The sequence below is a fragment of the Paenarthrobacter sp. NPDC018779 genome, assembly GCF_044391085.1.
Taxonomy (GTDB): Bacteria; Actinomycetota; Actinomycetes; order Actinomycetales; family Micrococcaceae; genus Arthrobacter.
Genome location: NZ_JBIRZS010000029.1, coordinates 22,822 through 41,518, shown reverse-complemented (window position 1 = coordinate 41,518; position 18,697 = coordinate 22,822). Strand labels below are relative to the sequence as shown.

Below are 18,697 nucleotides of genomic sequence, written 5' to 3'. Positions count from 1 at the left end.
TTCACCGTCGAGTCCACCGAGACGGACCAATCCACTTCACCACAGGCATCCGCGGCCGTCAGCAGCGCGGCCAGGATGCTGTCCCAGGTTCCGTCACCGCTGTAGCGGCGGTGACGCTTCCAGATCGTCTGCCACGGGCCGAATTCCGCCGGCACATCCCGCCAGGCGATCCCGCACCGGTACCTGTAGATGATGCCTTCAACGACCCGGCGGTCGTCCCGGAAAGGACGACCCCGGCGGCCAACAGAGGACGGCAGCAACGGCTGAATGCGGGCCCACTGCCCATCAGTCAAAACAGAAGTACGAGACACCCATCAAGGATCCCCGCTACAGCGCCCGATATTTAGGAGACACGCCCTAGTCGTTGATCAGGTCGTGCACCACGATCGTCTGGTCGCGGTCCGGGCCGACGCCGATCGCGGAGAAGCGCGTGCCGGAGAGCTTCTCGAGGGCCAGCACGTAGTTGCGGGCGTTCTCGGGGAGGTCCTCCAGGGTCCGGGCGCCGGTGATGTCCTCGGTCCAGCCGTCGAAGTACTCGAAGATGGGCACGGCGTGGTGGAACTCGGTCTGAGTCATGGGCATCTCGTCGTGGCGGACGCCGTCAACGTCGTAGGCCACGCACACGGGAATCTGCTTGATGCCGGTGAGCACGTCCAGCTTGGTGACGAAGTAGTCCGTGAAGCCGTTGACGCGGGAGGCGTGGCGGGCCAGGACGGCGTCGTACCAACCGCAGCGGCGGGGGCGTCCGGTGTTCACGCCGAACTCACCGCCGGTCTTCTGCAGGTACACGCCCATCTCGTCGAAGAGTTCCGTCGGGAACGGGCCGGCACCAACACGCGTGGTGTAGGCCTTGATGATGCCGATGGAGCGGGAGATGCGGGTAGGTCCAATGCCGGAACCCACGGAAGCGCCGCCGGCCGTCGGGTTGGAGGAGGTGACGAAGGGGTAGGTGCCGTGGTCCACGTCCAGGAACGTTGCCTGGCCGCCTTCCATAAGCACTACCTTGCCCTCGTCCAAAGCGTTGTTGAGCTCGAGGGTGCTGTCGATGACCAGCGGGCGCAGGCGCTCGGCGAAGGACAGGAAGTACTCCACGATCTCTTCAACCACAACGCTGCGGCGGTTGTAGATCTTGACCAGCAGTTCGTTCTTCTGGCGCAGCGAGCCTTCCACCTTCTGGCGGAGGATGGACTCGTCGAAGACGTCCTGGACGCGGATGCCCAGGCGGGCCACCTTGTCCATGTAGGCGGGGCCAATGCCGCGGCCGGTGGTTCCGATGGCGCGGCTGCCAAGGAAGCGTTCGGTCACCTTGTCCAGAACCTGGTGGTACGGCGCAACCAGGTGGGCGTTGGCGGATACGCGCAGGCGGGAGGTATCGGCGCCGCGGGCTTCGAGGCCGTCGATCTCCTGGAAGAGTGCTTCGAGGTTCACCACGCAACCGTTGCCAATAATCGGAATGGCGTTGGGGCTCAGGATGCCTGCGGGAAGGAGCTTGAGCTCGTACTTCTCACCGCCAACAACCACGGTGTGCCCGGCGTTGTTTCCGCCGTTGGGCTTGACCACGTAGTCAACGCGGCCACCGAGCAGGTCGGTTGCTTTGCCTTTGCCTTCGTCGCCCCACTGGGCTCCGACGATCACGATTGCGGGCATGGGATCCTCCCCCATTCTTTTCGGGCCGAGCCGCTGTGGCTGGGCGCCGTACATGAGAATGCCCCGAGGTTACCGGTGTGGCCACCAGGACGGCAGCCAACGCAAGAGGTTCGGGGCTCTTACCAGCCAAGTTTAGCCGATGAGCCCTGAAAGTCTGGTGTCAAGGAGCGTTCGACGGCGGTCGCGTGAAGTTTTGATGGCGGCGGGGCGGCTTGCGGTCTTGTACGGCATCAGGAACCCGCAGGCAGGTTCCTGCAGTTCCCGCCAAGCCCGCCAATCAGGCCGGCGTTGGACGCCACGGAGGCGGATTTTGAGGTCCACCCGGTGGTGGGATCCTTGATCACGATCGCCAGCTGAAGCTCAGTCCCCAGGCCCAGGAGTCCGCCCAGCAGGTTGGTCCGGACGTCCGTGACGTACCCAGTGGTGGCATCCCCCGTGGTGTTCGTAGCCAGGTTGTATCCGGTCAAGGGGGCCAGGGCGGAGCCCAGCCCGCTCGTGGACGCCTGCATCTCGGCCTGGGCCAGGGTGTAGCCCGCCGGTGGCAACCAGAAGATCCGCACATACGAGTTCAGTCCCAGCGGCCCCGGGTTATAGGTGCACTGGCCGTTGAGCGTCGGTGCCGGAATGGTGACGGTGCCAAAGCTGCCTGTCGCATAGGCGTTCCGCTCCCACACCGCTTCGGTGACCGCCGGAGGGTTTGCTGTGGACAACACCATCCCCAGCGCCACGGCCAGCCCGGCCAGCACCAAGCGCGCCCTCATGCGCGCCCGCCCCGGAAACCCGCCCCAGCCCGCAATCCTCTCCCGCCCCGCAGTCCCGTCCCGCCCCGCAGGCCGGACAACGCGAAGCCTGCGCCGACAGCGAGCGCGCCCAGCAGTGCGAACCCGGCCAGCTTGGCACCGGTTTCGGAAAGAATGCCCGACGGCGGCGCCTGGGTTCCCTGCCCTGGTGCGGTTGGGTGGTTCGCCCCGGAGCCGCCGGGACTGTGGCTGCCATCCCCGGAACCGCTGCCGGCGTCGCCACCGGAGCCAGCACCGCCACTTGAGCCGCCGCCGCCACTCGAGCCAGCACCGCCACTTGAGCCGGCACCTCCGGGCGGCCCGTCTTCACCACCCGAGCCGGCGCCGCCAAGATCATCGCCCGCGCCGTGGACACCCAAGACCAGGCGCGTCTGCATTCCCTGGACTTCCTGCGGGGCATCGTTGGCGAGCGAGGCCGTGACAAGCACGTACGTACCAAGGGAACCATCGGGCCCGGGCTGCTCCAGTTGCACCCGTGCGCCCTCGGCATCGGCGAGCGCGGTGGGTTCCAGCAACTCCTGCAGCCCTCCGGCACAAGCACCGTCCACCCACGGTTGCCCGCAGGCCTGCAGTTCCACGCTGAGGTGATCGCGAAGCACTTGCTCTTCCGCCGTAACGGAACCGGGTTCCAGCCACACTTCCAAGGCGCTGGCCGGCTCACCCTGGACTTTCACGTCCACCGTCCAGTGGGCAGTGCCGCCGGGGGTGAGCTGGTGCACCTGGCTGGCCGGTCCGCCGTCGAGCTCCAACCAGCCTGACGGCGGGACGCCAGGCGAGCCGTCCGGCGTCGGTGTCGCCACGCCGGGCGCAACCAGCCAAGCCGCGCCGGACGACGCCACAGCACCGGCAGGGAATGCTGCCGCTACCAGCACCGCCAGCCCTGCCACGCCGAACCCCCAACTACGCAGCCGCATGCCGCCCGCCTTTGCGCCCACCTTGCTGTTCCGCACGCGGCCGGCGCCGGGACCTGGGCCACATCACCCAGGTCACCAGCGCTGCAACGGCTACCGTGGTGGCGCCGAGGACAACTGGATTTGCGGCGGCGGCGAGCGGGTAAGCGAGCCCGGGGACGGACCACAGCACGACGCGGACCCGTTCCACGACGTAGGGTGCGGGGTCTGGCTGGGCGTTGGCGTCGCCCTTCATGGTGATGGTCCGGGATTCCCCTTCCGCGGGCTGGATGGTCTGCACGCGGTGTGTGATGGGCAGCTTCCCGGCGCGGTCCACGGTGACAACGTCCCCCACCCGGACATCCGCGGCCGGTACCTCGCGGACCAGCGCCAACGACCCTGCCGGAATCGCCGGGGACATGGAGCCGGTCTTGAACAGGACCAGGGAGATATTGAACACGACGGCGGCGAGGACGGCCAGGATGCACACGGCACCACCGGCGGCCGCGATGTTCAACAGGCCCTCGCGGAGCCGGCGGGGCCAGGGACTGCTGCTCATGAGCTCGAGGCAGCCGTGAACTGCCAGGTGGCCGTCGCCGTCTGGCCCTGGAGGGCGTTGTTCGCCCCCACGGGCAGCGTCACTTCGAAGCAGAACTGCGTGGGCGCCCCCGGCAATGTTGCGGTGGCAGCCGCCAGCGGATTCACGACGCCGGCCGCTTGCCCCTGCGTGAAGGGCTTGGTCCCGTCGCTGCCCACCACGAAGGCGGGCGTCCCGGTAAAGGCGGAAGCGTCGCACGTGGCTGAGCGGACCACCCGGTACCGCAATGCGGCTCCAAGGTCCGAGGTGCCCGTTCCGCTGCTGGTGACGGCAGGAACGCCAAGCACCACTTCTCCGGCTACGGAATTCGCCTTGGTCCGGATGGCAAATGGTGCGTAGGCAACCGTCCCGGGGCTCATCGCGGTAGCGGTGAAGACCAGGGCCCCGCCAGGCGCCACGTCATTGGTACTCCACGCTCCGGCCGCACTGTAGGGCTTGGTGACATTGGATTCGGTGACAAAGACGCTGGCGCCGAAGGTCCCCGTGGCATAGTCGCTGTCAGTCCACGCCGCCAAGGTGACCGAGCCACCAACGCCCAGCGCCAAGGCCCCGGCAAGGAGTGCCCGGAGCCGCAGGAACACCTCGCGCCGCTGCCTCTTTCCGCGGCGCGTCGTTGAGTGTTGGATGCCCATGGATCACTGGGATTCCGCCGCGAACTCCCAGGTGGTGGTCCCGGTTTGGGATTGAACCAGGTTGGTATCTGCCGTGATCCTGAAGCAGAGGTTTACGGCATCTCCCGGGTCGGTCCCTGCGCCTTGCGTCAGCGCGAAGGTGACGCTCCCCGGCGTCGTGCCCAATGCCTGGCCGGCAGTCACCAAGGTGCCGGTGACCGCCTCGCCGCAACCGAACGCCGTCGAGCGTGTCAGTGAGTACGTGAGACCGGTCAGGGAACCGGTGGACGCCTCGGTGGAAAGAGTGACGGTTGCGTCGTTGGTGGTCGAGTCATCCAACCGCACGGCGAAGGGCGCGGTGACCACGTCGCCGGGTGCGAGGTTGCCCGGGTTCGCCGTAAAACTCAACGTGGCCGGCGAGCCGACGGGGTGCTCCGCGAAGGTGGTGCCGTCGGTGCTTCCTTGGAGGTTGAAGGCGCCTGCCGTGAAGGTGCCTTGTGCGAATTCGGAGTCGTTCCAGGCAGCCAGTGTGATGGCGGCACCTACTCCCAGGACCAGGCCGCCGGCCAGGATGGCCCGGATTCTTGGAGCATTGCTTGGGCGTTGATCGATGTCCGGCGATGCTTCATGTGTTGCAACCACTTTGTACCCCCACGGTAGATGTTTGCGGCGGCCCGGCCAGGGAGCCGGGATATGGGGGCCCGTACTGGTTTCCCCCAAAACCGTTGCTAACAACCCATCATTTGGCTGGGGCAAAGTCAACGGTAAGACTGCTGACCTGCGGAAATGTTTCGTTGGGAGGATCCTGCTGCCAGCGAGATCTCCGCCACGCCGGGCCGCAACACGCCGCGTCTTAATCTATCGGCACGCCGGAGGCGGGACACTACCACCTCCACAGTCCGGTAAGGTTAACCAGCCCCCAACAGCACCCTTTGAGCGTCCGCTGCGCCATGTCCGCGGCCGGTTCGATTGGTGCGCGCTGTGACACCTAGGAGACCAAACTTCTGATGCAAGACCTGGCGATTGACTCACCCGAACAACTCCTCTGGAACCGCCGTTACGAAGACCACATCGCCGAGGTCAATGGACTGTGCGATTCCCTCAAGGAACAGAAGCCAGGCAGCGAGGTCCTCTACATCGACCCCGCGCACAGCATGGACGACTGCCGCATCGTCAGCCTTTTCTCCAACCAGCGCACCACGTCCGGCGAAGGCTTCATCAAGCCCGGGGATGACGAGGCCACCACGCGCATGCTCGGCATGCAGTGGCAGCTGGGCCTGCGTCCGGAATACGTCATTCCGTGGAACGCCTACCCGTGGATCGAACCCAACGAGGAACCCGGCAAGCTCACCCCCGCCAACATCACCGAGGGCCTCAAGCCGCTCCTGCGCCTGCTCCAGCTCCTGCCGCGCACGTCCGCACTGGTGGCACACGGCAACGAGGCACACCGCCTGGCGGACCAGCTCATGAAGGCCGCCCCTGCGAGCATCGCCCGCCGCGGTTTCAAGACGTTCAAGGTCCGCTCGCTCGGTGGCCGTTCCTTCGCCGGAACCCCCGAGCGCCAGCAGGAATACCTCGACGCCATCCACGCCGCTTACGCCGAAGCCATGGCACGCACGGGCATCCCCCGCAAGGCCTAGTTCCCGCCTTTTCCCCAACTGGCTCGCATTTGTTGTTGTTTTGAGCGCTTCGCTCATAGCAACCACTACTGCCAGCTACTTGGGCGGGTAAACGACGACGGCGACCCTCACCACTTCGGTGAGGGTCGCCGTCGTCGTTTGAACCAACGCGGGGTCTCTTAGCGCCCATAATCCCGTCCGGGATGGGCCCTAAGTGACCCCGCGTTGCTTTTGAACTACCGGGCTTCGATCGCTGCCTTGGCCTTCGGGTCAGAATCGTTCAGGAACTGCTCGATCCGCTGGGGCTCGTCTGCTTCACCGATGGCGGCTGCAGCACGGCCCAGCGCGTAGAGCGCACGCAGGAAGCCCTGGTTGGGTTCGTGCTCCCACGGGATGGGTCCGACGCCGCGCCAACCGTTCCGGCGCAACGAGTCCAGGCCGCGGTGGTAGCCAACACGGGCGTAGGCGTAGGACTCGATGGTCCGGCCTTCGGCCCAGGCTTCCTCTGCGAGGATGGCCCACAGGAGGGACGACGTGGGGTTTTGCGCCACGAGGTCCAGTGCTTCCTTGCCGAGGGCAAGGTGCTGGTACACATCGGTTTCGGCGGGCAGGAGCGTGGGCTCCGGCCCCATGAGGTTCTTCCGGAATTCGTCGGACATTAGAACGTCTTGCCAGCCGATCCGAGCTGCTGGGCGGCCTCGACAATGCGTGCTGCCATGCCGGCTTCAGCCGAAGCACCCCAGACGCGGGGGTCGTAGGTCTTCTTGTTGCCCAGGCCGCCGTCAACCTTCAGCACGCCGTCGTAGTTGGCGAGCATGTGGCCGGCCACCGGACGGGTGAAGGCGTACTGGGTGTCGGTGTCGATGTTCATCTTGATGACACCGAAGGACACAGCGTCGGCGATTTCCTGCTCGGTGGAGCCCGAACCGCCGTGGAAGACGAGGTCGAAGGGGTTTTCCTTGCCGATCTTGGCGCCCACCTCGGCCTGGATCTGCTTGAGCAGTTCCGGGCGGAGCTTGACGTTGCCCGGCTTGTAAACGCCGTGCACGTTGCCGAAGGTGAGAGCAGTCAGGTAGCGGCCGTTCTCGCCGGCGCCCAGGGCTTCGATGGTAGCCAGGGCGTCCTCGGTGGTGGTGTAGAGCTTGTCGTTGATCTCGTTCTCCACGCCGTCTTCTTCACCGCCGACGGTACCGATTTCCACCTCGAGGATGATCTTGGCGGCAGCCGCGCGCTGCAGCAGTTCGCGCCCGATGCGCAGGTTGTCTTCAAGCGTCTCGTGCGAGCCGTCCCACATGTGGGAGTTGAAGATGGGGTCCTTGCCGGCCTTGACGGCTTCCTCGGAAGCGGCCAGCAGTGGGAGGACGAAGCCCTCGAGCTTGTCCTGCGGGCAGTGGTCCGTGTGCAGGGCAATGTTGACGTTGTAGTTCTTGGCAACTTCGCGGGCGAACGCGGCGAAGCCGAGGGAACCGGCCACCATGTCCTTGACGGAGGCGCCGGACCAGTAGGCAGCGCCACCGGTAGAAACCTGGATGATGCCGTCGGATTCGGCCTCGGCGAAACCGCGGATCGCAGCGTTCAGAGTCTGCGACGACGTCACGTTGACCGCGGGGAAGGCGAATCCGCCAGCCTTTGCGCGGTCGATCATCTCGGAGTAAATCTCTGGGGTTGCAATGGGCATGGTGACTCCTATGCTGAATTCGTCTGTGGGTTGGTGACCCTGGAGTAGACCGCTTACGGCTAGCACCATCCTAGCGACAACCATCCGGGCGCCGTGTTTCCGGTCACGCGGGCTGGTAACAGTGGCGCCGAGTTGGCATTTAATGACAGTCCTGAGCCTTGACATTGTCATTAACTGTCACTTCGGCGACCAACCTCGGCTGATCAGCGCGCGGCGAACTTTATGTACGACGGCGGGCCGCTCACCTTCGAGGTCGCGCTTGGAGATGCGGACCTCCAACCAGCCGTGGGCAAGCGATCTTTCCTGGCGTTCAATGTCCCTCAGATGCTGCTCGGGGCCAGCGTGATGCTGCCCGTCGTATTGGAGTGAGACCCTAAACTCCCGGTACGCTCCGTCCGGCCAGAGGACCGCCTGGCCCAGGTTGTTGCGCACCACGTGATTCAATTCGGGCTCTGGCAGGTTTGCGTTGACCAGCGACAGCCGCATGTGTGATTCCGGCGCCGAGTCTGCCCCTACGCGGATGAGCTCGAGGGCTGCCCTCGCGACCCGCACTCCGCGCATGCCAGGATGGCGTTCCGCGATCGCGGCCAACTCGTCAAGTCTGCACAAAGCCGCCTTTGGAACAGGGAACTCCGCGCCGTGGGAGCACACCAGGTGGTCACCGGCAGCCACCAGGTCATCCACGGTCAATCGCGAGGCCAGGTCCAACCATGTCCGGGCAGGCGAGGTGAGCCTGACGCCGTCGTGCTCAACGGCCTCCTCCGGAAGGAGAGTTAGCAGGTGGCCCACCACGTTCACGCGGCGGGGAAAGCTGAACCCCCTACGGCGGGCGACGTGTATACGCCAATCACCATTGCAGTGACCAGGCAAGGGAATGCCCCAGATTCTTGCCGCAGTGAGGGATACGAGCACCGAGGTGTCGTCAAGGTCTGTGTAGGCGCGCAGGGCTGCAGCTCCGGAAGCATCGGACGCGGCGGGCACCCGGATACCCCTGGAAACCAGGAGCAGGTCGTTGGCGTGGGTCCGCGACCGGGGTACGCCAGCCTTGTCCGATGCGCGCACGGAGAATGAACCTGATGTGAGGTGCTCCGGTAGTTCTTTCCTGCGCATTCCCCATTGTTGCTATTCCGCAAGGCACCCTGCCGGGTTATCCACAGCTCCCGCCGCGATCACCCCGCCGAGTTGCCATTTAATGACAATCCCGGCGCTCCGGATTGGCATTAAATGCCATCTCGGCGGGGGGTGCTAGGACACCTTCTGGTTGAACACGTGCCGGCGCACCCAGGCGTGCATGGCAATGGCTGCGGCGGAGGCGGCGTTCATGGAGCGCGTGGAGCCGAATTGCTCGATGGACAGCGTGGCGACGGCGGCATCGTGCACTTCCGGCGTGAGGCCCGGACCTTCCTGTCCGAAGACCAGCACGCACTTCTGCGGGAGGTCGTAGGTCTCCAGCGGCACCGAATCCGGGAAGATGTCGATCCCGATCACTGCGAGCCCCTCCGCCTCCGCCCACTGGACAAAATCCTCAACGGTCGGGTGGTGGCGGACGTGCTGGTAGCGGTCGGTGACCATGGCCCCGCGACGGTTCCACCGCCGTCGTCCGATGATGTGGACCTCCTTGGCGAGGAAGGCGTTCGCGGTGCGAACCACGGTGCCGATGTTGAGGTCGTGCTGCCAGTTCTCGATCGCGATGTGGAAGTCGTGGCGCTTGGAATCCAGGTCCGCCACGATCGAGTCGTGCTTCCAGTAACGGTACTGGTCCACCACGTTGCGGCGGTCGCCGTCGCGCAGCAGGTCCGGGTCCCAGTGCTCGCCCTCGGGCCACTCGCCTTCCCAAGGCCCGACGCCGACCTCCGCCTTCGCTTCCGCCTCGCCTTCCGCGGGGGTTGCGTCAGGGGCGGGCTGGGCTGCGTTGGGCCCGAAGGCTTCAGGGGGGAGGTCAGTCACCCTTCAACTTTAGCCGCGCGCCCAGTGCCCAGTGCCCGGTGCCCGGTGCCCGCCCAGCCGAACGGGGCGGCTAGCCCACCTTCCACTTGTTGATGCGGTAGGAGTTGGCCAACTGTTGCATGAGGCCCGGGTGTGCGTCCCAGTAGGTCTTGTGTCCGCTCACGCCCAGCATCTGCGGGGTACCCCACGGCGTGACGGAGAACAGGTTGACGGCCTGGATCTCTTCGCCACGGGCGTTGGTGCACGTGAACCCGACCACCACAGCTGCCCCGCGGCGGAATTCGCGGGTCTCCGGCATGGTGGTCTTGAAGTCCGACGCACATTTGTGGCCCACCAGGTTCTGCGGCAATTCCGTGGCGGTCATGCCTTTGTAGCGGGCTTCGATGTCCGTGATGGCTTTCTTGACATCGGCGGGATCCTTGCCGAACTTCCCTTCGTCGGATTCAGCGAAGAAGGCGTATGCCACCGCGATGCCGTCGCCATCGGTTTCAGTGGTGCCTTGGGCCTTCTTCTGGATTTCCTCGCCAGTGGAGGGGTCCTTGGTGATGCCGAACGACTCGTCGTGCGTCCATTCCGCCAGGTACTGGAACGACGATTCGCCCGTCACCCACTTGCTGAACAACGGATCGCCGTCCGCGGGCACGTTGCTGGGGCCTGCCAGTTGGTCCCACCCTGCGGGGAGCGGGATGGCGCCGGCGGGGATGTCCGAGGACGCTGACGGCTCGGCTTCCGCAGATGGCTCGGCCTCCCCGGAAGGGTCCGCTTCTGCGGAGGGGTCCGAGGCAGCATCGTTGGCCTCCGCGCTTGGCGTGGCGGTGTCCACGGCCACGGGCTTGGCAGCCGAAGGGATCAGCCAGGCGAAGACCACCACCAGCGCAATAACCACGACGACGGCGATCCCGCCGAGGATCAGGAACAGCGCCTTCTTGTTGTGGCCGCCGGGGTTGGGGTTGGGTCCGCCGGGCTGGCCGGGGTACGGGGGCTGGCCTGCGCCGCCGGGCTGGGTTGGGAACGCCTGGGTCGGGGCCTCGTTCTGGCCGGGGTACCCAGGCTGCGCCGGGAACGCCTGCGTGGGGGCTTCGTGGGGGTTGCCCGATGCTTGTTGAGGGCTGGCCCGGTGTTCTTCCTCCGGCCTGTACATCGGCTGCGCCTGGCCTGGCTGGTACTGCTGATACTGCCCTTGGCTGGTGTCATAGCGCGGCTGGGGAACGCCGTCGGGGTTGTAGGGAGGCGGCGCTCCGTTGGTGTTGCTCATGTGGCAGGGCCCTTTCAGGAGACCGGCGTCTTGCGATGCCGGTATGGCGATCAGAACAGGGGACCTGGTCCGCGCCGACGCCTCTGAAGTCACCGTGTCGATCCCCCGATCCACGGTTGCGGGACGCCTGCGCAGCCACAAGGGTAGTGCAGCCGAGGGAGGTGGCCGCAAGTCAAAGTCCGCTTTCGGCATGGGGAGATCTATCCACATAGCAAGACCCCGGGGTGTCTGGCGGTCCGAATAATGAAAGACTGGGACGCAGTGCATGAACAATCCCAGCCGGAGGCAAATATGGCAGAAGAATCCACGCCCCAGACGTCCGACTCCGTGTACCGCAACGGCCATGAAATCGAGTGTTGGCTGACGGACATGGACGGCGTACTGGTCCACGAAAACCAGGCAATCCCCGGAGCCGCCGAGCTCATCCAGCGCTGGGTGGATACCTCCAAGCGCTTCCTCGTGTTGACCAACAACTCGATTTTCACCCCCAGGGACCTGGCAGCACGCCTGCGCGCCTCCGGACTTGAGATCCCGGAAGAAAACATCTGGACCTCTGCCCTGGCCACGGCCCAGTTCCTTAAGGACCAGGTCAAGTCCTCGGACTCCGGAAACCGCGCCTACACCATCGGCGAAGCAGGCCTCACCACCGCCCTGCACGAGGCCGGGTTTATCCTCACGGACACCGACCCCGACTTCGTGGTCCTCGGCGAAACCCGCACCTACTCCTTCGAGGCAATCACCATGGCAGTCCGCCACATCCTGGCCGGCGCCCGCTTCATCGCCACCAACCCGGACGCCACCGGCCCCTCCAAGGACGGCCCCCTCCCCGCGACGGGCGCCATCGCGGCAATGATCACCAAGGCCACCGGCCGCGAACCGTACATTGTGGGCAAACCGAACCCCATGATGTTCCGCTCGGCCATGAACCAGATCGATGCCCACTCCGAAACCACCGCCATGATCGGCGACCGCATGGACACGGACATCATCGCGGGCATGGAAGCGGGCCTCCACACCGTCCTGGTCCTCAGCGGCATCACCCAGCGCGATGAGATCGTGTCCTTCCCGTTCCGGCCCAACCAGGTCCTGAACTCCGTGGCCGACCTCAAGAGCCAGATCTAAGGACTCCACCATGGCTGTGCTCAATCTGCGTCCCCTGGCCGGCGGCCGGATTCTCAGGGGGAGCCAGCCATTTGGCCTGGATGCCGCGTCAACGTCGGATTTTTTGGCGGAACACGGCATCCAGGCCATCGTCGACCTCCGAAGCGAACTCGAGCGGACCATGGTTCCGTGGTTGGTCAGCGAGGGCTCGCCGGAACTGATCAACAACCCGCTGGATCCCAACGCAGTTGCCGGATCGCTGCAGGCTGTGGAGACGCCGGAAGATTTGGGCGATCTCTACCTGGGCTGGCTCCGTATCCGGCCTGAATGGGCTGCGGATGCGCTGCGACCTGTGGCGCAAGGAAAAAGGACTTTGATCCATTGCTCCTTGGGCAAGGACCGGACGGGTGTGGTGTCGGCCTTGGCGCTCATGGCCTCCGGCGCTTCAAACGAAGCCGTGGTGAACGACTACACGGCAACCACTGCCAACCTGCCTAGCGTTCTGGAAACCATGGCTGCCACGTGGCGGCTGCACGTACCTTCAACCCCGGCCCAATACTTCAGCCCCGATCTCATGATCCTGCAAAGCCCGGAAGCTGCCATCCGGCATTTCCTGGTTGGTTTTGCCCGCGAGTTCGGCGACGCCGGCGCCTTCCTGCGCGAGGCGGGCCTGACCGCCGTCGAGGTTGAAACCCTGCGCCACGGCTCCTAGACCTATGCCGGGCGGATAATCCGGCCGTTCGGTTCCTTGTAGGACGGCTCTTCGGGGGTGGCAGGCAACGGCTCCAACTGGTTTTGCACATGCTCCAACAACGGCCTGTAGACATCAGCGTTCCATTGTGGGCTGGCGTGGGCCGGCCGTGCTCCCTCGGTACTGAGGATGGGCAGCTTCATGTTCTCGGCGAACACCCTGCTCCACCCGGCACGGGCCGTCACGTAGTTCACGGTGGCATCAGCTGAGTTGCCCATGTAGGCCATCTTTGCCGGGCCCAGCTTTCCCACGAAGCGCAGCCCATCGAAATGGTAGATGTAGGCGGACTCAGTCTGGACCAGCACACTCGACGGCGCGATCGGCGAGAGTTGCTCGGCGGTTTGGTCCAGGATCTGCCGCCAGGAGCGCTCGTCCTTATGGACCAGCCGCTCCCCCAATTCGTAGCCGCCGCGGAGGACCGACGGAATGCGGAAGCCGTTCTCGTAAAGGAATACCACGCCGTCGAACCAGCTTTGGTCCAAGACATCGGCCCGGCTGAAGGGACTGGAATCCAGGACGATCAGTTCGGTTTCCACACCGTGCAATTCCAGCAAGCGGGCCGCGACCTGTGTGGCCAGCATCCCGCCGAAGCTGTGGCCGTAGAAGTACAGCTTCTCCAGGCCCAGCTCGCGGACGTGGAGGACGAGTTCGCGGACAACCTCGTCAACGTCCAACCCCAGGTTGGAGTATCCGACGGCGGCCAGGCGTCCCCGCTGGTGCAGGGCAGGCCGCAGTGAGTTGAGAATCCACTGGGCCTCTTCCCAGCTGGTTTTGTAACCCGGAAAGAGGATCCAACTGGCCTTCGGGAAGTACAGGTCCGCGAAGGAGTCCGGAACGCGGAGGATCTTCGGAGCGCGGCGTTCGGCCTGCACATGGCGGGTGAAGAGCATGTCCCCCGCGAGCGCGGCAGAGGCGCCGGCGGTGATGAGGAAGTTACGTCGGGACGTCTTCTTCAACCGGGCAGCATAAGGCAGGATCCGGGCCCATGAACCCGGATCCTCCGCCGGCTCCGTCCCCGCTCCGGGCTCAGGGCCCGGTGCAGGCGTGGCGGGCAGCGGGAGGTCTTCCTCTACTTCCGGCGGTGCCGGAAGTTTCCCTACCTGAACGCCCACGCAGCAAGCATAGGCTTCGAAAGCACGGCCTTACAGCCCCGTGGAAAGTGCACCGCGGATGCCCGTAGGATGCGCCCTTGAGGGCGCCCCCTGCCGCATTTTCCTTAGTCGAGGCCGAGTTCGTCCTTGCCGAACGCGAAGAGGTACGGAACGCCGGTTTCGGCTTCGATCTTTTCCTTGGCGCCAGTGTTGCGATCCACGATCACGGCGACGGCCACTACGTTGCCGCCCGCCTTGCGGACACCTTCGACGGCGGTCAGCGCGGACCCGCCGGTGGTGGAGGTGTCCTCGAGGACCACCACGTTGCGGCCTTCAACGGAAGGACCTTCCACCTGGCGACCCATGCCGTACGACTTCTGTGCCTTGCGGACAACGAACGCGTCAACCACGCGGCCTGCGTCAACGGCGGCGTGCATCACGGCAGTACCGACGGGGTCGGCACCCATGGTGAGCCCGCCAGCGCACTCAAGCGGGATCCCGGCGTCGTCAATCATTGCCAACATGACCTGGCCCACCAGTTTGGAGGCTTCGTGGTGGAGGGTGATGCGGCGGAGGTCAATGTAGTAGTCGGCTTCCTTCCCGCTGGAGAGGATCACCTTCCCGCGGACCACCGCCAGTTCTTTGATGAGTTCAAGAAGGCGGGCGCGGGCAACGGAGGTCTCAGGCGAGGAAGTCATGGCTCCTATTCTACGGAAGGTGGGTAGCCGTTCTGAGCGGCCCCCGCGCCCCTCGTCGCGAAAGCCCTGGCAAGTGCCCGACGCCGCAGGCCCCGCCAAAGCACACCGACAACAGCAAGAAGGGCACCGCTCATAAGGCCAAGCCACAAAGGATGCAGGAGGGTCTGGTCTGTGTGCAAGTGGTAGTCATCGGCCATCCACCCCGAGACGACAAGGCCGGTCGCCGATCCAACAAACACATGACTTCCCAGCAGGATCAAACCCAGCTGCGCTCTTCTACCTTTTTCCTGCACTGCAGATCGACACTCCCATCAAGCTCCGTCAGGCTCTAAGGCCTCACTTAGGTGAGAGACGCGGCCCTCCGGATCGTGACGCCGGAATGGAAAATGCCCGGCACGGCCTTGTGGGCAGTACCGGGCATTCCGCGCGTCCTCCGTGATGGCGGGGAGGGCGCGCCCCCGTATCAAAGCCTCCCGGCTGAGAGCCAGGAGCTAGAGGCGGGTGTCGAACGAATCGCAGAAGACGTTCTCGTTGAACGTTCCCTGGAATTCGGACTTTCCTTGGATTTTCTGGATGGTGGCACGGATTGCTTCGAGCGTCCCAGCGTGGGCGTGGATGGCGGTTTTGACCATGGGCACGTCGATCAGGTGGTTCGGCTGGTTCAAGGAAACGAACACCGTGGGCACCTCCGTGGCGTACCAGGGGATCTCGGCAGCCATGGGCGAGGACCACTTGATACGAATGGCCGCTTCCTGCGCGAAACCCTTCACGTTGGCGAAAACGAAGGCAGCATCATAACGCTCGGAGTAGTCGGCAGTGGCTTCCTCGGAGAGGACCCGCATGAAGTTCATGCCCGCCTCCCCCGCGGCTTCCCGCTGCTCGGCCGTCTTGAACACGTCAACCGCAAACCCCGCGGCTTCGAGCTCTTCCTTGACAGTGTCCAGATAGGCCAGCGGATCGGCCCGTGTGAAGTCCGCCCCACCCGAGATGCCGTAAAGCCGGATGCGCTTGTGGGTTTCCGGCGTGATGGGCAGGTTGTGGGCGGTGTCCTTGACCAGGGTGACAGTTTTGTCCGCGATGTCAGCGGCGATCGCCTTGTGGGCTTCGCTGCCGATCACAGCCAGCCCTTCCGCTGGTGGAACCAGCTGGGTGCGAACGTGCAGCCCCAGGCTCGCCTTCAGCCCGAGGATCCTCCGCAAGGCATCTTCAAGGCGGGAATCGGAGATGACGCCCGATTTGTAGCCATCGAGCATGAACTGGAAGTCCTCCTCCGGGTTGCGGAAGAAGAGGAACATGTCGCAACCGGCGGCAATCGTCGCGGGCACCAGGTCGCGCCGCTTCATGGCCTGCGTCAGGCCCACCATGAGCGAAGCGTCCGTGAGCACCAGGCCGTTGAAGCCCAGTTCGCCGCGAAGCAGGTCCTGCAGCAGCTCAGGCGCGAGCGTCGCGGGACGGATCTCCGCGTCCGCCAACCCGGGGCGGAAATGCCGGGAAACCTCGGGCGCACCAATATGCCCCACCATGATCGACTGCACGCCGTGCCCGATCATCTCCCGGTACACGTGCCCGTACGTGCGGTTCCATTCCTCGTAGCCCAGGGTGTTGTAGGAGGTGACTACGTGCTGGTCGCGCTCGTCGATTCCGTCGCCGGGAAAGTGCTTCATGGCACAGACCGTGGGCGACTCGCTGATGCCGTCGAAGTACTCCTTGGCCCGCTCCACCACAATCTCCGGGGTGTTGCCGAAGGCGCGCGTGGAGATGACGGTGTTCCGCCAGTTGTAGTGGATGTCCACGATCGGCGCGAATGCCCAATTGCAGCCAAGGGCAGCGGTTTCGACGCCGGCAACCTCGCCCATGCGGCGTGCGATCGACTTGTCCGGGTGCGAACCGGCCTGCAGGTGCGTGGAGACGAACGTGCCGTCATCGCAGCTTCCCGCGCCGCCCATCTCCGGGTTCGATGCCACCAACAACGGAATCCGCGTCTTGGACTGCGCGTACCGGATGTGTTCCTGCACCGCCGCGGACGGACCGGGGCGGTACCGCATGCCACCCACATGGAAGTTCTCCAGGACACCGTCGAGGTACTCGGGCGAGTAGTCGTTGTTGTGGTTAATGAAAAGTTGCCCGATTTTCTCTTCGAGAGTCATGGACGCCAGCGTGGATTCAACCCATTTCACGGCGGAATCGTCCAGGTTGAATGGCGCGGCCTTGAGGTCCACCAGGAACCTGGCGGCATCATCCCGCGGGCCGAGCAGCGACTCCACGGATTGGTCAACGATCTGCTGCACGGGCGTTTCGATGTCCACAACCACTCCTTCTTCGTCGGCTTGGAGATGTTCAAGGGTAGCCAGCTGGGAGTCCAGCAGCGAGGCTGGCATGAAGTGGCCCGGGCGGGAGTTCATGCGTTCGTTCAGCAGTTCCCGGGTGCCGTGCAGGTGAACGAACGCCACGGAGGGGTCCCCGGAGCGGATGATGTCCCGGTACGCGCGTTTGAGCGCGCTGCAAGCAATCACCAAGGGAGCGTCCGACGTCGAGAATCGCCTGCCGATTTTGGCCAGCCAAGGTGCCCGGTCGTCGTCGTTGAGGGGCGTTCCGGCAGCCATCTTGTCGATGTTCGCTCTAGGGTGCAGCGCGTCGCCGTCGATGAATTCCGCGCCGAGGCGCTCGGCGACGGCTGCACCGACGGTGCTCTTGCCGCACCCGGCCACGCCCATCACCACAATGTGGCGGGTGGGGGCACTCTGGCGGGTGCCGCCGTCGTTCACTGACGGGTCACCAGTCATGGACGGTGCCGTCCACGAGGCGGTTGTAGGGCAGGTAGGCCTGCTGGTACGGGTAAGCCGCCGCAGCTTCCTCGTTGAATTCAACGCCGATGCCGGGCTCATCGCCTGGGTGCAGGTAGCCGTCCTTGAAGGTCATGGACTGCTGGAAGACCTCGTTGGTCTTGTCCGAGTGCTGCATGTACTCCTGGATGCCGTAGTTGTGGATAGCCAGGCCCACGTGCAGCTGCGCGGCGAACCCCACCGGGGAGATATCCGTGGGGCCGTGGAAGCCGGACTTGATCTGGTACTGCGCGGCGAAGTCCATGACCTTCTTCAACGGGGAAATGCCACCAAAGTGCGTGGACGCGGCACGGACGTAATCGATCAGCTGTTCCTTGATGAGCGTCTGGTAGTCGTACACCGTGTTGAAGATTTCCCCGATGGCCAGCGGGGTGGTGGTGTGCTGGCGGACCAGGCGCAGGCCCTCCTGGTTCTCGGCCGGGGTGCAGTCCTCGAGCCAGAACAGGTCGTACGGTTCCAGGGCCTTGCCCAGCTTCGCGGCCTGGATGGGCGTCATGCGGTGGTGGCCATCGTGCAGGAGGGGGATTTCCGGGCCGAACTCATTCCGGACAGCCTCGAACACGGTCGGCAGGTGCCGCAGGTACGCCCGGGTGTCCCAGTCTTCTTCCTGCGGGAACGCACCACGCCCGGCGGGCTCGTAGTCATAGCGCTCCCCCGAGGCCTGGGCCTGCGCGGCGACACCGTACACGGCCTTGATGCCCGGGATCGCGGTCTGGATACGGATCGACTTGTAGCCCAGTTCCAGGTGCTCCCGGACGGAATCGAACAGCGAGGGAATATCCGAACCGGAGGCGTGGCCATAGGCGCGCAACCCGTTGCGGGACGCACCGCCCAGGAGCTGGTACACCGGCATGCCGGCCATCTTGCCCTTGATGTCCCAGAGCGCCATGTCTACGGCGGCAATCGCGGCCATGGTCACGGGACCGCGGCGCCAGTACGAGGAACGGTAAAGGAACTGCCAGGTGTCCTCGATCCGGTGCGGGTCCTTGCCGATCAGCAGCTGCGCGACGTGCTCCTTCAAGTACGCAGCAACGGCGAGTTCACGGCCGTTCAGGGTCGCGTCACCGATACCGGTCACCCCGTCCTCGGTGGTGATCCGGAGCGTAACGAAGTTACGGGACGGGCTGGTCACAAAGACGTCAGCGGCAATGATTTTCATGATCAAGGG

General features: G+C 65.0%; 19 protein-coding genes. 3 read left to right on the top strand and 16 right to left on the bottom strand.

Annotation, left to right across the window (positions count from 1 at the left end; genetic code table 11):
* The 7 genes from ACH488_RS20290 to ACH488_RS20260 all read right to left on the bottom strand — a co-directional run.
* The coding region (locus ACH488_RS20290) for a transposase (protein ID WP_397326374.1) at positions 1 to 311 on the bottom strand (311 nt) is incomplete at its 3' end.
* A 46-nt stretch (positions 312 to 357) separates the two neighbouring features.
* A complete protein-coding gene (locus ACH488_RS20285; RefSeq protein WP_397326373.1) occupies positions 358 to 1,647 on the bottom strand; it encodes an adenylosuccinate synthase in 1,290 nt (429 codons plus the stop codon).
* A 230-nt stretch (positions 1,648 to 1,877) separates the two neighbouring features.
* Complete coding sequence (locus ACH488_RS20280; protein ID WP_397326372.1) at positions 1,878 to 2,408, bottom strand: hypothetical protein; 531 nt, start codon at positions 2,406 to 2,408, stop codon at positions 1,878 to 1,880.
* Positions 2,405 to 3,361, bottom strand: a complete 957-nt coding sequence (locus ACH488_RS20275; RefSeq protein ID WP_397326371.1) for a hypothetical protein — start codon at positions 3,359 to 3,361, stop codon at positions 2,405 to 2,407. The genes ACH488_RS20280 and ACH488_RS20275 overlap by 4 nt, the downstream gene beginning before the upstream one ends.
* A complete protein-coding gene (locus tag ACH488_RS20270) occupies positions 3,348 to 3,896 on the bottom strand; it encodes a signal peptidase I (RefSeq protein ID WP_397326370.1) in 549 nt (182 codons plus the stop codon). Before ACH488_RS20270 ends, ACH488_RS20275 begins: the two co-directional genes overlap by 14 nt.
* The gene (locus ACH488_RS20265) at positions 3,893 to 4,567 is read right to left on the bottom strand and encodes a SipW-dependent-type signal peptide-containing protein (RefSeq protein WP_397326369.1); all 675 of its coding nucleotides are present in this window, start codon (positions 4,565 to 4,567) and stop codon (positions 3,893 to 3,895) included. Before ACH488_RS20265 ends, ACH488_RS20270 begins: the two co-directional genes overlap by 4 nt.
* A gap of 3 nt (positions 4,568 to 4,570) precedes the next feature.
* Positions 4,571 to 5,188 (bottom strand): SipW-dependent-type signal peptide-containing protein, encoded by a 618-nt coding sequence (locus ACH488_RS20260; RefSeq protein ID WP_397326367.1) that lies wholly within the window; start codon positions 5,186 to 5,188, stop codon positions 4,571 to 4,573.
* A 365-nt stretch (positions 5,189 to 5,553) separates the two neighbouring features.
* Between ACH488_RS20260 and ACH488_RS20255 the strand changes: the two genes are divergently transcribed.
* Positions 5,554 to 6,186, top strand: a complete 633-nt coding sequence (locus tag ACH488_RS20255) for a uracil-DNA glycosylase (RefSeq protein ID WP_397326365.1) — start codon at positions 5,554 to 5,556, stop codon at positions 6,184 to 6,186.
* A gap of 215 nt (positions 6,187 to 6,401) precedes the next feature.
* Here ACH488_RS20255 and ACH488_RS20250 read toward each other — a convergent pair whose 3' ends face one another.
* The 5 genes from ACH488_RS20250 to ACH488_RS20230 form a co-directional block, all read right to left on the bottom strand.
* Positions 6,402 to 6,824, bottom strand: a complete 423-nt coding sequence (locus ACH488_RS20250; protein ID WP_397326364.1) for a DUF3151 domain-containing protein — start codon at positions 6,822 to 6,824, stop codon at positions 6,402 to 6,404.
* Positions 6,824 to 7,843: a class II fructose-bisphosphate aldolase gene (gene fbaA / locus ACH488_RS20245; protein ID WP_397326363.1), complete on the bottom strand. Its 1,020-nt coding sequence runs from the start codon at positions 7,841 to 7,843 to the stop codon at positions 6,824 to 6,826. The genes ACH488_RS20250 and fbaA overlap by 1 nt, the downstream gene beginning before the upstream one ends.
* A 177-nt stretch (positions 7,844 to 8,020) precedes the next feature.
* A complete protein-coding gene (locus tag ACH488_RS20240) occupies positions 8,021 to 8,905 on the bottom strand; it encodes a hypothetical protein (protein ID WP_397326362.1) in 885 nt (294 codons plus the stop codon).
* 183 nt (positions 8,906 to 9,088) lie between these two features.
* Positions 9,089 to 9,790: a TrmH family RNA methyltransferase gene (locus tag ACH488_RS20235; protein WP_397326361.1), complete on the bottom strand. Its 702-nt coding sequence runs from the start codon at positions 9,788 to 9,790 to the stop codon at positions 9,089 to 9,091.
* A 70-nt stretch (positions 9,791 to 9,860) separates the two neighbouring features.
* Positions 9,861 to 11,045: a hypothetical protein gene (locus tag ACH488_RS20230; protein ID WP_397326360.1), complete on the bottom strand. Its 1,185-nt coding sequence runs from the start codon at positions 11,043 to 11,045 to the stop codon at positions 9,861 to 9,863.
* A 291-nt stretch (positions 11,046 to 11,336) separates the two neighbouring features.
* Between ACH488_RS20230 and ACH488_RS20225 the strand changes: the two genes are divergently transcribed.
* Together ACH488_RS20225 and ACH488_RS20220 are read left to right on the top strand one after the other, a co-directional pair.
* Positions 11,337 to 12,167 (top strand): HAD-IIA family hydrolase, encoded by an 831-nt coding sequence (locus ACH488_RS20225; protein WP_397326359.1) that lies wholly within the window; start codon positions 11,337 to 11,339, stop codon positions 12,165 to 12,167.
* Positions 12,168 to 12,177: 10 nt separating this feature from the next.
* Positions 12,178 to 12,858 carry a tyrosine-protein phosphatase gene (locus ACH488_RS20220; protein ID WP_397326358.1) on the top strand — a complete coding sequence of 227 codons (681 nt, stop codon included), beginning with the start codon at positions 12,178 to 12,180 and terminating at the stop codon, positions 12,856 to 12,858.
* A gap of 2 nt (positions 12,859 to 12,860) precedes the next feature.
* Here ACH488_RS20220 and ACH488_RS20215 read toward each other — a convergent pair whose 3' ends face one another.
* The 4 genes from ACH488_RS20215 to manD form a co-directional block, all read right to left on the bottom strand.
* On the bottom strand, positions 12,861 to 14,009 hold the full coding sequence (locus ACH488_RS20215; protein WP_397326357.1) for an alpha/beta fold hydrolase: 1,149 nt from the start codon (positions 14,007 to 14,009) through the stop codon (positions 12,861 to 12,863).
* 104 nt (positions 14,010 to 14,113) lie between these two features.
* Complete coding sequence (gene pyrE, locus ACH488_RS20210) at positions 14,114 to 14,686, bottom strand: orotate phosphoribosyltransferase (RefSeq protein ID WP_397326356.1); 573 nt, start codon at positions 14,684 to 14,686, stop codon at positions 14,114 to 14,116.
* Between the two features lie 491 nt (positions 14,687 to 15,177).
* A complete protein-coding gene (locus ACH488_RS20205; protein ID WP_397326355.1) occupies positions 15,178 to 17,469 on the bottom strand; it encodes a gluconokinase, GntK/IdnK-type in 2,292 nt (763 codons plus the stop codon).
* On the bottom strand, positions 17,459 to 18,688 hold the full coding sequence (gene manD, locus ACH488_RS20200; RefSeq protein ID WP_397326354.1) for a D-mannonate dehydratase ManD: 1,230 nt from the start codon (positions 18,686 to 18,688) through the stop codon (positions 17,459 to 17,461). Before manD ends, ACH488_RS20205 begins: the two co-directional genes overlap by 11 nt.
* Positions 18,689 to 18,697 lie beyond the last annotated feature (9 nt).

Bases quoted from the DNA above. Each gene is read 5' to 3' on its own strand.
- ACH488_RS20285 (WP_397326373.1), bottom strand. From the start codon at position 1,647: ATGCCCGCAATCGTGATCGTCGGAGCCCAGTGGGGCGACGAAGGCAAA.
- ACH488_RS20280 (WP_397326372.1), bottom strand. From the start codon at position 2,408: ATGAGGGCGCGCTTGGTGCTGGCCGGGCTGGCCGTGGCGCTGGGGATG.
- ACH488_RS20275 (WP_397326371.1), bottom strand. From the start codon at position 3,361: ATGCGGCTGCGTAGTTGGGGGTTCGGCGTGGCAGGGCTGGCGGTGCTG.
- ACH488_RS20270 (WP_397326370.1), bottom strand. From the start codon at position 3,896: ATGAGCAGCAGTCCCTGGCCCCGCCGGCTCCGCGAGGGCCTGTTGAAC.
- ACH488_RS20265 (WP_397326369.1), bottom strand. From the start codon at position 4,567: ATGGGCATCCAACACTCAACGACGCGCCGCGGAAAGAGGCAGCGGCGC.
- ACH488_RS20255 (WP_397326365.1), top strand. From the start codon at position 5,554: ATGCAAGACCTGGCGATTGACTCACCCGAACAACTCCTCTGGAACCGC.
- ACH488_RS20250 (WP_397326364.1), bottom strand. From the start codon at position 6,824: ATGTCCGACGAATTCCGGAAGAACCTCATGGGGCCGGAGCCCACGCTC.
- fbaA (WP_397326363.1), bottom strand. From the start codon at position 7,843: ATGCCCATTGCAACCCCAGAGATTTACTCCGAGATGATCGACCGCGCA.
- ACH488_RS20230 (WP_397326360.1), bottom strand. From the start codon at position 11,045: ATGAGCAACACCAACGGAGCGCCGCCTCCCTACAACCCCGACGGCGTT.
- ACH488_RS20225 (WP_397326359.1), top strand. From the start codon at position 11,337: ATGGCAGAAGAATCCACGCCCCAGACGTCCGACTCCGTGTACCGCAAC.
- ACH488_RS20220 (WP_397326358.1), top strand. From the start codon at position 12,178: ATGGCTGTGCTCAATCTGCGTCCCCTGGCCGGCGGCCGGATTCTCAGG.
- pyrE (WP_397326356.1), bottom strand. From the start codon at position 14,686: ATGACTTCCTCGCCTGAGACCTCCGTTGCCCGCGCCCGCCTTCTTGAA.
- ACH488_RS20205 (WP_397326355.1), bottom strand. From the start codon at position 17,469: ATGACTGGTGACCCGTCAGTGAACGACGGCGGCACCCGCCAGAGTGCC.
- manD (WP_397326354.1), bottom strand. From the start codon at position 18,688: ATGAAAATCATTGCCGCTGACGTCTTTGTGACCAGCCCGTCCCGTAAC.